The 14,197-nt window shown below is 54.8% G+C and carries 10 protein-coding genes; 1 reads left to right on the forward strand and 9 read right to left on the reverse strand.

The features are described 5' to 3' along the window. The 6 genes from RMV17_RS13175 to RMV17_RS13200 all read right to left on the reverse strand — a co-directional run bounded on the left by RMV17_RS13175 (nucleotide 1) and on the right by RMV17_RS13200 (nucleotide 9,228). Nucleotides 1-969: a sel1 repeat family protein gene (locus RMV17_RS13175; protein WP_311886788.1), complete on the reverse strand. Its 969-nt coding sequence runs from the start codon at nucleotides 967-969 to the stop codon at nucleotides 1-3. A 5-nt stretch (nucleotides 970-974) separates the two neighbouring features. Beyond that, nucleotides 975-1,916 (reverse strand): sel1 repeat family protein, encoded by a 942-nt coding sequence (locus RMV17_RS13180; protein ID WP_311886789.1) that lies wholly within the window; start codon nucleotides 1,914-1,916, stop codon nucleotides 975-977. Nucleotides 1,917-2,014: 98 nt separating this feature from the next. After that, nucleotides 2,015-3,091 carry a sel1 repeat family protein gene (locus tag RMV17_RS13185; RefSeq protein ID WP_311886790.1) on the reverse strand — a complete coding sequence of 359 codons (1,077 nt, stop codon included), beginning with the start codon at nucleotides 3,089-3,091 and terminating at the stop codon, nucleotides 2,015-2,017. Then, complete coding sequence (locus RMV17_RS13190) at nucleotides 2,991-6,287, reverse strand: hypothetical protein (protein WP_311886791.1); 3,297 nt, start codon at nucleotides 6,285-6,287, stop codon at nucleotides 2,991-2,993. The genes RMV17_RS13185 and RMV17_RS13190 overlap by 101 nt, the downstream gene beginning before the upstream one ends. Before the next feature lie 32 nt (nucleotides 6,288-6,319). Further along, nucleotides 6,320-7,183, reverse strand: a complete 864-nt coding sequence (locus RMV17_RS13195) for a DUF4123 domain-containing protein (protein WP_186621506.1) — start codon at nucleotides 7,181-7,183, stop codon at nucleotides 6,320-6,322. Then, nucleotides 7,174-9,228 (reverse strand): type VI secretion system tip protein VgrG, encoded by a 2,055-nt coding sequence (locus RMV17_RS13200; protein ID WP_311886792.1) that lies wholly within the window; start codon nucleotides 9,226-9,228, stop codon nucleotides 7,174-7,176. The genes RMV17_RS13195 and RMV17_RS13200 overlap by 10 nt, the downstream gene beginning before the upstream one ends. Nucleotides 9,229-9,602: 374 nt before the next feature. Between RMV17_RS13200 and RMV17_RS13205 the strand changes: the two genes are divergently transcribed. Beyond that, on the forward strand, nucleotides 9,603-10,904 hold the full coding sequence (locus RMV17_RS13205; RefSeq protein ID WP_311886793.1) for an OprD family porin: 1,302 nt from the start codon (nucleotides 9,603-9,605) through the stop codon (nucleotides 10,902-10,904). 131 nt (nucleotides 10,905-11,035) lie between these two features. Here the strand turns inward: RMV17_RS13205 and RMV17_RS13210 are convergent, their stop codons facing one another. The 3 genes from RMV17_RS13210 to xylB are packed head-to-tail and all read right to left on the reverse strand — an operon-like array spanning nucleotide 11,036 to nucleotide 14,150. Next, on the reverse strand, nucleotides 11,036-11,656 hold the full coding sequence (locus RMV17_RS13210) for a hypothetical protein (protein WP_116028949.1): 621 nt from the start codon (nucleotides 11,654-11,656) through the stop codon (nucleotides 11,036-11,038). A gap of 45 nt (nucleotides 11,657-11,701) precedes the next feature. Further along, complete coding sequence (locus RMV17_RS13215; protein WP_311886794.1) at nucleotides 11,702-12,640, reverse strand: carbohydrate kinase; 939 nt, start codon at nucleotides 12,638-12,640, stop codon at nucleotides 11,702-11,704. A 13-nt stretch (nucleotides 12,641-12,653) separates the two neighbouring features. Then, nucleotides 12,654-14,150 carry a xylulokinase gene (gene xylB, locus RMV17_RS13220; RefSeq protein ID WP_311886795.1) on the reverse strand — a complete coding sequence of 499 codons (1,497 nt, stop codon included), beginning with the start codon at nucleotides 14,148-14,150 and terminating at the stop codon, nucleotides 12,654-12,656. Between the last annotated feature and the right edge of the window lie 47 nt (nucleotides 14,151-14,197).

Here is a 14,197-nt window from a genome sequence, read left to right on the forward strand (position 1 = left end):
TCAGTCGCTAAGTTTTTCGGGGAAAAAAGAAATCGGTGGATGGGTGGCTTTCCACTCTTGCGCAACGATTTTTGACTGTTCAAATTGTTCTGGTGTCATTTTTTCAGCAATTTTTTCAATTTTACGGTCAACATAATCTTGCACTCCACCGCTGTCGCCGAGCTCTTTTAACAAAGAAAAAATAGCGTAGCCTTTAACTAGGTCCAGTGGGTAGCCAACTTTGTCGGGAGTATGTGAAATGTACGCTCCATAGTTGCTCAGAGCTGCTTGCTCGCCGGTTGCTGCGGCCACTTCAAGCCAGTGCCGAGTGCTCTCCATTTCTCCTTTTACATACAGTGTTTCTAGATATTCCATCATTGCTTTTGGGTTGCCACCCTCGGAAGAGAGTAGTAGCCATCTTCTTACTGACGCATCACGTCCTCCAGGAATTAAGAAGTAACCTTCACCTTGTCTTTCACTTACAGCCATCCAATATTGCGCGAGTGGATATCCTGCATTTGCAGATTTCTCTAACCACTTATGATCCAAGGTGATTTCATACATTAAATACAGAGATTCTGGATCGCCGTCATTTGCCTTCGGCAAAGTGATTTTCTTGGCTTCCACGAACCACTCGGCTTGAGTTTTTTTAGACGGTGGGCAGTTTTCCATTATTGCGCATAGATCGTTTTTTGCTCTGCCCAACTGAATCATAGCGTATATGGAGCCATTCATCGCCGCTGTTTCATACCATTGCTGTGCTTCGGGCGTCATATATCGGTTGCGCTTTCTTAGCGCTTCGCCTAAATAGTATTGCGACTCCACATTTCCAGATTGTGCTTCTTTTTCTAATGAGGGGAAGGCTGCGTCAAATTTTAACTGATTATATAAAGCAATGCCTGCAGCAACTTCGCGCGCTGATTTTGACGCAAAAGCAGGCGTGGTACTTATTAAAAATGTTGCGACAAAGAAATACCTGAATAGCCTCACTGGCGTTAATATCCTAGCTTGTCAGGGAAGAACGAGAGAGGCGGATGGTTGGCCTTCCACGTTTTTGCGAGTTCTTTTGCTTTCCCTATCTGCTCTTTTGACAGGTTTTTTTCCACTTCTGGCAAAACATCGTTAACATTGTTTATTACGTTTCCACCACCATCAAGCTCTAGTAGATTTGATAGTAGCGCATATGACGTCACTGGGTCTGAGGTGAATCCGTATTTTGGTTCAACTTCGCCTATATAAGAAGCATAACCAAAAACCGCTGATACGTAGCCTGAATCTGCAGCTTTTTCATTCCAAGTTCTAAACGATGAAAAGTCGGCTTTTTCAAGCCTGGCAGCGGCAAATCCCATCATAGCTGGAGGATAGCCATTCTCTGCAGACGCTTTCATCCACTTTTCGATTTCATCTGATCTTCTGGAGGGCAGTAGGAATACTCCGCCACCTTCTTGATATTTAGTCGCTAAACGAAATTGCGCCAAAGCGAAATCTTTTTCTGCAGATTTTTCTAACCATTCATCGTTCCCTGTTATTTCCCATAACAAGTACATAGACTCAGCATTTCCATGAGATGCCTGATCAGTTGCAAGCTTTTTAGCTTCATTCATCCAGCCTTCAGGCGATTGCTCAGAGGGGGAACAATTCTTCATGGTTACGCACAAGTCTTGGTCCGCTCCTCCGAGCCGAATCATAGAATAAATATTGCCTTTTTTTGCTGACTCCTCGTAAGCCTTTTGTGCTTCCTGAGTCAAGTATCTGTTGTTTTTTCTTATTGATTCACCTAGGTAATAGAGTGCTTCATCATCGCCACCATCAGCGGCGATCTTCAAAAACTCAATCGCAGAAGTGGCTTTGTATTGATTGTAGAGTTTTATCCCCTCGCTTTTTGAGTTTTGTTGTTGGGTGGATAGCTCGGAGTTTGCATGCTTGCTAAACAGCATGCATGCAAATGCCAAGCTTAGAGTCAAGATTTTGAGTAGCTTAAAGTAACTTGGTCTCGAAATTAAGCTTGTTTTTAATTGTAGAGGCTGATGCAAGATCAAAAGCCTATTTTTTCAGGGAAGAAAGAAAGAGGCGGGTGAGTAGCCTTCCATTCAATCGCATATTTTTTTGCTTCCTCAATTTGAGCGGGCGTCATTTTCTCCGCTATTTGAGGTAACTTGCCTTCGACATAAGCTTGAATGTTTCCACCGCCATCCAGTTCTTTAAGCAAGGATACAAGTGCGTAGCCTTTAACTAGATCTATGGAATAGCCAACTTTGTCGGGAGTATGGGATAGATATGCACCATAACTTGCAACGGCAGCTTGGTAACCGGTTTTTGCCGCCACTTCCCACCAATATCGAACACTTTCTAAATCGTTCCGTTGGAAAAGGATCGATATATATTCAATCATCGCGGGGGGGTAGCCACCTTCAGAGGCGGATTTTAGCAACTCCTCCTCAGCATTCTTCCTCTTCCAAGGAAGTAAAAATGTGCCTTCGCCCTCGGCATAACGATTGGCGAGTAACCACTGTGAAGGTGCATATCCGGCTGCCGCTGACTTTTCCAACCACTTTAACTCTGCAGTTGCATTGTACAAAATCGCCATTGCTTCGGCATCTCCACTTACGGCGCGAGGAGTTGCGGTTTTTATCAATAGGTCTAACCATTCACTCGGTTTTTTGCTTCCTGGAGGACATTGATTGATGACGGAGCAAAGATCTCCTGAAGTCGTCGCAAGTTTGAACATTGCATAGTAATCGCCTTGGGAGGCCGAAGCCTCATACCACTTTTGTGCCTCGACGGTCATTCGCTGCTTTTGCTGGCGAAGCTCATCTGCTAGATAGAACTGTGCCTCCGAATCTCCAGCCTCTGCGGCAACACGTAGTTCAGATTCCGCCGGTTTGTATTGCTTGAATAACATTATCCCGCGAATTTTTGCAGCTTGTTGGTAAGGAGTCAGTTGGGCGAGCGTATGTCCAGAAAATAGTATTGTGATTGCAGTGAGAATGTTTATTAGTGTGCGTGACATCTTATTTTCCCCCTTCAAATTGTTGGGGCGGAGCTGTATAGGTTGCTTTTCCACCGGGAACGAAAGTTTTTCCGTAATATTGAACTCTATGGCATGAGCCATCTAATCTGGCTCCTAAAAGCTTCACATGTGATTTGTAGCGCGAGCGCATCTCGTCATTTTCATCGTTGTGTAATCTTAAAACGGCCTCTGACATAAAGTTGTCCATACGCAACCGGTTTTCGCAATAATTCTGCTCTGCACCAATAGTTGTTTTGGTCCCAAAGCGATTCATGCTCATGCACGCCTCTTCAAACTGTGCTTGTGCAAGAGGGACTGTTCCTTGTGATTCTGCTTGGCGAACAATCACTCCAAGTATACGTTCTATAGCTTGTTGTTGAAGTAGTTGACACTGGTCTTTTGAGTATGTTTTTGCGCCGCTTCCGCCTTGTCCCTCTATCTTAAATTCTTCAGCAGCGGAAATTAGTGTCATGAACATAGGGCCAAGCGCACCAGGGGTTGCTGCTAAGATCCATTGGTCCAGCTCAGTTTGATTACGATAGTTCATAATCGTATGAGCGATCGTCGCCCCTTTACCTCCGCCGGTTAACGCCTCATACAACGACATTACGATATCAACACCTTGCATGTAAAACATTGCAACTTCAAAGCCATTAGCACCTAGGAAGTTCAGTTTGTCTATGTACTCGGCAGCTTCATCCGTAACAAAAACCAGCGATTTATCCTGATTTTTGTGCATCTCACGGCGCAGGATATTAATCAGGTCAGTGACACCGTCATAACCGACTTCGAACTGGAATTCGCCGCCGGCCCCGGCACCGACGATGACGGATGCCTTGAACCGCATGATGAAGCGGCCTTCGTGCAAGGAGATACCGATGTCTGCTGATGCACCGAGGCCGTATGCGGCGGTAAAACCGGCGGTCAGTCGCGCCAGACTCGACCATTGGCTGGCTTTGGTGCTGTTGACGCTGTTGGTCATTCCTGGTGAAGGTGCGGTTCGCAATGCTGCGATTTCTTTTGGCGGCGCCCAGTTCAAGGCGCCTGTCAGTAGAATCCCTGCCTGCACTCCCGCAAAGAGGTTGAACTGGGCTTTGGCGCCGTCCTCTACTCGAACTTTTGCCGCGTTACCTTCCAGCACCGGTTCGCTTCTCGCGGTTGCAGCGGTTGCATGTGTCGTATCCGGTCGTTTTGCGTCGGTGATTTCCGGTAGGTTCAGGCCGCCTTGTACGTTTGCACGTCCCAACTGCACGCTGGAGGAAAGGAGGAGGGTTGCGCCGGTGTATCCCCAGGCTCTAGCGCCCAGGTGGATCGAGAACCGACCTAGATTCAGGTTTTTGCGGTTTTTCTCATAGTCGAGGTAAGGGATCAGGATGTCTTGGGCCTGATCTCTGCCCGGAAGATCCATTTTCATCAATTCAACTTCGCCACGGGCGAGGTCAATGCCCAGACTCACTTCTGCCTTCGCGGAGGCTTTGAAGTTATCCGCCACACTGAATGTCGGGCCGGTTATCTTGGCGCCGGTGTGGATTGATGGCTGTGGCGGTGTGAGGCAACGCACGAGTTGAGCTTGAGGGCTATTGTCGAACAGGCGCAAGGAGCTTCTGACTTCTTCCTTGAACAGCAACTGACGAAGACGAAGTCCCCAGTCCTTGCGGGCTTCGGCATCCTCAAAGGTTTCGACCTTGTAGTTCTTCGATTTCAGGTAAGAGTGGAACATTTCCACATCAAACCAGCCTTTCTCATCAAACCAGTCACTCTGCTGATCTTTGATGGCGAGTGCACCTTCAAGCCGCAGCCACTCATGGAAAGGATTGTCGTCAGTGTCCGACGTTGCTTTCCCGGTGCTGTTCCCCGGAAGTTTCTGCAAGTCTTTACTTGCCTTGGCGCCGATTTCACTCGCGTCCTTTTTCAATACCTTTGTGATGCCTTCGAGATTGAGCAGGCTCAGGTGTTTGACTGGACTGTTGGGGCTATTGAAAAGTGCTACTTCGCGCAAAGGAAAGCCTGCTTTGACCAAGCGTTCTTCCGGTTTCGGCTGAAATTGCTCGGGCTCCCACAGCAGATGTCGCAGCGGCAGGGCTGCGGCCACTGCCGCCTCTGCGTCATCGCGAAGTTGCAGGCGATCTTGCTGTATGCGCTGCCATTCTGCCTGTTCTGCCTCCACGATACCTGCAGGTGCCGCGACGTTTTGCCCGCTGGCGTCAATCCAGGCTTTATATGTCGTGCGGATCTGCTCCGTGAGCTTGATCTGCCGCTGCTCCATCTCGAGATATGCCTTGAATTTCTCGATACCTGCGCTGATGTCGCCAGTGTCAGGAATAAGCGCAAATTCCGGTAGGGCCAGCCCATAGTCGGCAACTTTCAAAATCGCATCGATATAAGCAGCAAAGTCTTTTTCGACTTTTTCGCGCTCGTTGGCGACTTCCTTTAAATAACCACACATCCGGGCTTTGCCATCGATGACGCAGTTTGTCGCATCCAGATAGGCCTTTTTGTTTTTCTGAAAGTCTGCCTCTTTCAGAGTCGTCAACTTGCCACTCTTGGTGAGCGCAGCGCGGGCTTTCAAGTAAGTCTGCACGCGATTTCTTGCTTCGATCGCCCCTGGGGAAAACAGGTTGCCGCTTTCGTAGGTGTAGCCAGCAATTTTTGCCTGTGCGACCGCAACCGCTTTCAGCTTTTTCCATTCGTTATAGAGGCGTTGCAGTTTCTGCCCGTCAGAGTTGGCTTCAAGCAGGCTCGCTTGCTGTTGATTGGCAAGCTCCCGATTGCGAGCGTATTCGCTTTGGTCCGGCAGTTTGTCCAGCGCTGCGGAGTTTCGAGCCTCTCGGCTGACAGCCTTCAATCGCATAGCCATCGTGGGCTGCGCGATATCGGGTTCCTGAGCCTCGATTTCGAGCATTCGGCTTTTTTGCTCGCCTTGCAGGAAATTACTCAGCTTCGGCTCTAGAAAGTATTCCAGAAGCCCTGCGGTGTTCATCCCCTTGAGTCGTTCTTCTGGAGATTTGCTGGCGCTGATATGTTGCTCGAGTTCATTCATCGCCTCTTTGATCGAGCTGGCCGCACGTTTAGGCAACAGGTAAAACATTTTTTCTTTGGTGGCGTAGATCACTTCGCCATATTCCGTCGAGCAGGCCGTCTTTACCTGGTCGAACGCGTTGGAACAACTGTCAGGCGCTTCAGGCTGGGGATCAAGTTCCAGGGCAGGCTTGCTCTCGACCGGTACCGCTGAAGTCGATGGGTTCGCAGCTGGTTTGTTGAAATCTACCTTGGGTGCTACTGAGATATCAGTTTCCATTTTGCTTCCATTCATTCTTTACGGACGGGTCATCAAGCAGCGCTGATAGCGAGTTGCTGCAACTGCTGCACTTTGATGAACGACTCTTCCCTGGATTGCAGGATGGCCATTGCCTGAGGGTGCGTCTCGAGCAGCGGGCCGTTGGTGATTTGGCCCAGTTTCAGTAAATGACGACCTTCGTAAATGTTGTGCGCAACCAGCACGTTGAGGTTTTCCACGAGGTTGGGCAGTTGTTCGTCGGTGGGTTCACCGTAGGCAGCGTATTGCTCGTCTGCCCAGTAAACCCAACCCAGATGCTCCTGAACCTTTGGCGCTGTTGGCGGCAGGTTGAACGCTGAGACGTCGCCCAGCCATTCAAGTTCCGAAACGGGGCGCCAGCTGAGCCAGCGACCGCGATTGCGCCCGAAGTGGACCGGTGCCGGGCTGTAAACGTGTTGCCAAGGGCCGAAAAGCTGATGCGAACTTTCACCAGCGGTGTAGGCCAGCGCGGCCCACAGGCTTGGCTTGTGATAGCTCAATAGGCTTTGGCCACCGGAGCCATCGTTGGCACGCAGGAGCCAGCGGGCATGTGCCAGTGCCTTGGCTGGATCTGTTGTGGAGAGGGCAATGCCGGAGAAATTTTCTTCGCAGAGCTTTGCCGCTTCGGCTGCGAGTCGACTGCCCCACGGGGCGACCAGCCAGAGAGGGCCTTCAGCGGCGATTTCAGCGAAGTCGGTGTTGAGAAACAGACCTTGGGTGTCTACGGGCTCACCGACACGGTAGAAGCGGCTCATGGCTTCCGGCTGGCGGACGCGATCGATGATGAAACACAGGGTCAGGTCGGAGCTTTCTCTCGGCAGTTCCTCGAACCCATGGCGTGGCGCTTCGAGGAGGGCGCTCAGCGCTTTTACATGCATGTGCAATCCTTACGGCTGCAGGCGCCGTTGCTTTGTTTTCCGCACAACGGCGTGATACCTGACTCGTTCAGACGCTTTGGAAGCGGGATGAGTACTTTTCCGGCCTTGTCCGCATCCGCCACTTTCATCGGTCCCGGCAGCAATGGTGCCGCAGGCGTCCCAACCCCAGGCGAGCCGCCAGTGTTGACCTTCACCTCGGCGCCGCTGATGGTCACGCCACCCGCATCGACCTTGACGAAACTCCCGCCAGCCTTGGCCGTGAGTTCCATTGCGCCTTCGACCACCACTTTCTGGCCGGCGTAGTAATGGATTTCTGACCCAGCCTCAACAAACTGCGCAGTCCCCACCTTCAAATGCTGCGTCACACCCACGGTCAGGTGATCATCCGCCCGCATCTCGCTAATCCGATCCAGATGCGTAATCCGGTGCTCTTCAACCTTGAACTCACTCAGCGTATTGGCTTCAACGGTGTCGTGCCGTTCGTTACCGACGCGGATCTTCTGGTCGTGCTCGATGTTCTCGTCCCAGTCGCGTTGGGCGTGGATGTAGATCTGCTCGACGCCTTTCTTGTCTTCGATGCGGAACTCGTTGTAGCCCTTGCCGCCCGGTGAGCTCAGGGTTTTGAAGGTGCTGCGGGTCTTGTTGGCCGGCAGGTCGTAGGGGACGACGTTTTCCTTGTGGTACAGGCAACCGGTGACCAGTGGCTGGTCGGGATCGCCTTCGAGGAAGGTGACGAGGACTTCCATGCCGATGCGCGGGATGGCGATGCCGCCGTATGCTGCGCCGGCCCAGCCGCTGGCGACGCGCATCCAGCAGGTGGTTTTGTCGTTGGACTGACCGTCGCGGTCCCAGTGGAATTGCACTTTGATCCGGCCGTATTGGTCGCAGTGGATTTCTTCGCCTGCGGGGCCGGTGACCACGGCGGTCTGGCTGCCGAGGACTTTTGGTTTCGGGTGTTCAAGGGCAGGGCGGTAGTGCGCGTCCCATGGCGTGGCGAGGAAGCTGTTGCGGTAGCCCTGGTGGAAATCGCTTTTGTTGTCGGTGACGTCGCTGGTGACGTTTTCGCCGAGGACTTGCGGTTGTTTGCCTTCGTGGAAGACTTCCAGCAGCAGCCACAGATCGTTCCACTCGGCGCGCGGGTGTTCGGCGAGCGTGAGGAAATGGCCGCTGGTGAGGGTCGGCTCGTCACCTTTGCCTTCGGCGAGTTTGTAGTCGCTGCGATGGCGTTCGAGCGCGCGGGTGGAGAGGAACTTGCCGCGTTCGCGGGTGGTGAAGCGGCCGGGGTAATCGTAGTCTTCGAGGTCCGGGGCGAAGTCGGTTTTGACCGCGCCTTCGGGGAGGATCTTCGGTTTTTCGAAGTCATAATCGCGGCGGCTGACGCGGGTGGTGCGGGTTTCCAGGCGCAGGTTGAAGCGCTTGATCACCGGTTTGTCGGCGGCCATGCCGGAGTCTTGCTGGTAGCTCACCGGTTTGAGTTTGCGGAACACCGTCTGGTCGTCGCCGAACACCAGTTTGTGGCCGCTGCTGCTGTGCTGGAAGTGGAAGTGAATGCCTTCCTCTTCGCACAGGCGCTGGATGAAATGCAGGTCGGATTCGTCGTACTGCACGCAGTAGTCGCGTTCCGGATATTCAGCGTTGAGCTGGAAGCTGTAGGCGTCGGCGAGAATGCCGCGATCTTCCAGGACCTGGGCGATGATCTTCGGCACGGTCAGTTGCTGGAAAATCTGCTGGTCGTGGTTGTGCCGCAGGTAGGCCAGTTGTGGCACCAGGCTGAGGCTGTAACGGGTCAGGGTCTTGCCAGAGTCGCCTTGCTCGATGCGATAGACCAGACCTTGGATCTTGCCTTCGCCGGTGGCGCCGAAGGTCAGGACGCCGGGCTTGTGCAATAGCTCTTCGAGTTTGAGGTCGGGGCGCGCGCTGACGAGTTCGAGGTCGAAACGGAACGGTTGGTTGAGGGCTTCGCGACCGGTGAAGCTGAGGACTTGCAGGTCGGCGTTGGCGCCTTCAAGCGTGAGGGTAATGTGGGTTGCGTTGGCGTCCAGCATGCCTTGAATTCCGTCCGTTGAATAAGCAGGTGACGGATGATGGAGGATTCAGCCGCCTCGTTCAAGGCACAAAAGCCGTAGGTCTGGCAGGTTTGCGGTATAGGGAAAACCCTTAGATGAGGTGTTTGGACCAGTGAAACCGGGCGTTTCGTGCGAGTTGGCGTTCATTGCCGGCAACTTTTCCCACGATCCTGCGTTGAAGAATCCTCAGTCAGATTCAGACTAAAGTCGCCTGTAGCACGTCAAAGCCATCTGCCATCATTGCTGCTCACCCCTGCGTGTTCACTTTCTCCTGGTTCAATCTGACCCGGGACGGGAGCTATTTTTCTGGCTTGTTGCGCGCTTGCGCAAACGCTGCATTGTTGGAGTTTTTCATGCGTCCCCCATTTCCCCTCATCACCCCGCGCCAGTCGTTTGGCTTCGGAGCCTTTGTGCTGTGCGCAGGTTTTACCGCACAGGTTCAGGCCAGCGGGTTTTTTGAAGACACCACGGCGAAAATCGAATCGCGCACGGTGTACTTCAACCGCGATTTCCGTGATGGGCACACCACGAACGATCAGGGCGCGTCCAAGCGTGAAGAGTCGGCACAGGGCTTTATTCTCAACCTGCAATCGGGCTACACCGACGGTACCGTGGGTTTCGGTGTCGATGCGCTGGGCATGCTCGGCTTTCAACTCGATTCCAGCCCGGACCGCAGCAACAGCGGCTTGTTGCCCTCCAGCGGCAACGACCCGCGCGGCTCGAAGGGCCAGTACGCGAAAATGGGTCTGACCGCCAAGGTCAAGGTTTCGGACACGGTGCTGAAGTACGGCGCGCTGCTGCCGGATCTGCCGCTGCTGAAATACAACGACGGTCGATTGCTGCCGACCATGTTCAATGGCGCCATGCTCACCTCTAAAGAGGTGAAAGACCTGACCTTCATGGCTGCGCGCCTGGACAAGTACACCGCGCGGGATTCCACCGACTCGCAAGATATCCGCGTGCACTGCAAGAACAAGCGCTACGCCTGCAACACCACCGCCGATCATTTCGACATGTACGGTTTCGACTACAAGATCAATGATCGCCTGACCGCGCAGTATCACTACGCCGAACTGGAAGACATCTATCGTCAGCACTTTGTCGGGCTGTTGGGTAATCAACCGTTAGCTGGCGGTGTACTTAAAGCGGATCTGCGCGTGCTGAAAAGTGCCGACAGCGGCGATGCCAAGGCCGGTTCCATTGATAACCGGGCGTTGAGCGGCATGTTGTCGTTTGCGCACAGCGGCCACACGTTCAGCGCCGGTTGGCAGCGCATGAATGGCGATAACTCGATGCCGTACCTCGATGGCAGCAATCCGTATCTGGTCAACTATGTGCAGGTCAACGACTTCGCTGCCGCGCAGGAACGTTCCTGGCAACTGCGTTATGACTATGACTTCAAGGCCATTGGCATTAATGGTTTGAGCTTCCTGACGCGTTATGTGAACGGTGATCACATCAAGGTGTTGGGCAGTGATCAGGAAGGCAAGGAGTGGGAACGCGACAGCGAGTTGAAGTATGTGATTCAGACGGGCACGTTCAAGGATGTGAGTTTGCGTTTGAGGAATGCTACGTATCGCACCAATTATGAGAAGTTTGCCCGGGATGTGGATGAGACACGGTTGATTGTGAGTTACAGCTTTTCGGTGTTGTAAGGCGTGGAGTTGTAGCGTCTGTTCGATTGCTTTCGCGAGCAGGCTCGCTCCCACATTGGATCAATGCCGGACACAACATCTGTGTTCACTGAAGATCTATTGTGGGAGCGAGCCTGCTCGCGAAGGCGTCCTTACAACCAATGCCAGAACCGGCTCCAGAACCCCCGATTCAAATCCTCCTTGCACCCGGCATATTGCCGCGCATAAACATCCGAACGATTCTGCACTTTGCGCGCCGTCGGCATCAGCCAGGCTTTGCTGGCGTAGGTCTTGTTGCGGAAGCCGCCCCAGCCTTCGTGGTAGTTGAGGTATTGGTTGTAGGCGTCGTACTTGTAGACGCCGTTGATCGAATAGGTCTTGTCCATGTACCAGCCGACAAAGTCGATGGCGTCGTCGAAGTCTTCGCGATCGGCTCCGCTGCGGCCGGTGCTTTTCTGGTAGTCGGCCCAGACTTCATCTTTGGCTTGCGCATAACCCGAGGCGGTCGAGACGCGGCCCCACGGGATCACCCACAGCAAGTATTTGCGCGGGGTCTTGGCATCGTAGCGGTAACCGGATTCCTGATACATGATCGCGAAGGGCACCTGAATCGGCACGCCCCAGCGTTTTTGCGTGACTTGCGCAGCGTCGTACCAGTCGCTTTTCTCGCGGAAGATTTCGCAGATGTCTTCCGGCGAGCGGGGCGGCGAGGTGCCGCACCCGCTCAGTAGCGTTGCCAGTGTCAGTAGTCCAAGCGTCTGCCCGTAATTCAAAAGCGGTTATCCCGTCGTGCGCAAAAAGGCCGACAGTCTACGCGCTCAGCTCAATTGATGACGATAGGGCAGATCAGGGCCGGTCTTGCTGCAGGTCAGCGCGGCGGCTTGCACGGCGAAACTGAGCATGGCGTCGATCTGTTCGCGAGCGAGTTGCTGCACGCCTTCGACCGAATCCAGACCGTGCTCGGTCAACCAGGTGATCAACGCGGCCTGGAAGGTGTCGCCGGCGCCGACGGTATCGGCAATCTTTATCGAGGCTGCCGGGACTGACCATGTGCCGTGTTGGCGGCTGAACACAGTAGCGCCATCGCCGCCCCGGGTGAGGAAGACGACCTGGCAGCGGTGTTCGAGCCAGCCTTCGATCACCCGTTGCGGGTCCTGTTCGGGGTAGAGCAGGCTCAGGTCTTCGTCGCTGACCTTGATCAGATCGGCGAGTGGCACCAGCGTCGCGATGCGCTCGCGCCACAGGTCGATGTTCGGCTCGGGATTGAGGCGCACGTTCGGGTCGAGGCTGATCAGGCGTTTGCCGCTTTCGCGCTGTACCAATGCGAGCAGAGTGTCGCCGATCGGCTGCACCACCAGCGAGAACGAGCCGATGTGCAAGCCGCGAACATCCGGCCCCAGCGCCGGCAGATGCGCCAGACTCAACTGCCGGTCCGCGCAGCCTTCACCGCGAAAGCTGTAATGCGGCGAGCCATTGGCACCGACGGCAACCATGGCCAGCGTGGTCGGTGCGGCGAACTCCACTAGATAGTCAGGGCACACACCTTCGTCCTGCAGCACTTGCTGCAAGCGGCGGCCGAGGTAGTCGGTGGAGAGCCCGCCAAACAGGGCCGAGTCCACGCCCAAACGGCGCAAACCGACGGCGACGTTGAACGGCGAGCCGCCAGCAATCGCCTTGAAATTCACTTTCGAGGCCAGTCCGCTGGCGTCGTCTTCACTGAAAAAATCGAACAGGGCTTCGCCACACACCAAATACATAATTGTTTGCTCTTTATAGGGTTGCGACATGCTGTTGATAGCGTTCATAGGCCTGCTGGAACGCCGCGACGTTGGCGGCAATCGGCAGGGTTTCACTGCTGGAATCGAGTTTCACGCAGCGCTGGCACAGATCGGCGAGGGTGTTTTCGTGGCCGTTCGACCAGGATTTGCACCACGCCGCTTGAATCGCTGCGCCCAAGGCTGCGGCTTCACTTTGTTCGGTGCAGATCACCGGGGTGTTCATGATGTCGGCGACGATCTGCCGCCACACCGCGCTTTTCGAGCCGCCGCCGATCAGGCAAATGCTGCGGCTTTGTAAACCATTGTGGCGGAGCAAATCCAGCCCGTAACGCAAACCGAAGGTGGTGCCTTCGACGGCGGCGCGGCACAGATTGGCCTGGGTCAGGTTATCCAGCGTCAAGCCGTGCAAACTGCCGGTGGCGTGGGGCAGGGCGGGGACGCGTTCGCCGTTGAGGAACGGCAGCATGCTCACGCCGTCGGCGCCGATGGAGGCCTGGGCGACGAGGTCGTTGAACTGCTGCAGGTCGAGGTCGAACAGCTCGCGAATCGCGCCGGTGGCGTTGGTCAGGTTCATCGTGCAGATCAGCGGCAACCATCCGCCGCTGGACGAGCAGAACGTCGCGACCGAGGCGTCCGGGCTGACTTTCGGTGCGTCGGAATAGGCGTACACCGTGCCGGAGGAGCCGAGGCTCATGGTGATCGCGCCGGGCTGAATATTGCCGGTGCCGATGGCGCCCATCATGTTGTCGCCGCCACCGCTCGATACCAACGCGTCGGGGTTGATGCCGAGGTGTTCGGCAATCGCCGGCAGAATGGTGCCGACAGATTGATGTGCATCGATCAGCTCAGGCAATGCGGCTTGCAGGCGTCCGCTGGCGTCGATGTCGCGCAGCAGTTGCAAGTCCCACTGGCGGGTGCGCACGTTGAAATAGCCGGTGCCGGAGGCGTCGCCGTACTCGCTGCAGGCGCGGCCGGTGAGCCAGAAGTTCAGGTAGTCGTGGGGCAGCAGGATGCGTGCGATGCGCGAAAAGACCACGGGGTGCTGCTCTTTGGTCCAGAGCAGTTTCGACACGGTGTAGCCCGGCGCTATGACCACACCGAGACGTTCCAGCGAGCCTTTTTCGCCGCCCAGATGAGTGAGCAGCCGGTCGTTTTCGGCGCTGGTCTCGGTGTCGCACCAGAGCTTGGCCGGGCGCAGGACTTCGCCTTGATCATCGAGCAGGACCAGACCGTGTTGCTGGCCGGAGACGCCGATGCCGAGGATCGACTGGCCATCGACATTCGCCGCGAGCAATGCCTGGCGGGTGGCGAGGGTGAAGGCTTCGAGCCATTGCTGAGTGTCTTGTTCGCGACGGCCGTTGGCGCCGCTGATCATCGTGTGTGCGGCGGCGCCTTGGCCGAGGACTTGACCGCTGCTGGCGTCGAGGATGATGGCTTTGGTGCCTTGGGTGCCGCAGTCGATGCCTAGGAACAATTGTTGTGTTGTCATGTGTGAACCACTCGGGTGTGGTGAAGATCAAGAGCTTACCCCCTCAC

The organism is Pseudomonas sp. VD-NE ins, from assembly GCF_031882575.1.
GTDB classification, from domain to species: Bacteria; Pseudomonadota; Gammaproteobacteria; order Pseudomonadales; family Pseudomonadaceae; genus Aquipseudomonas; species Aquipseudomonas fluorescens_BZ.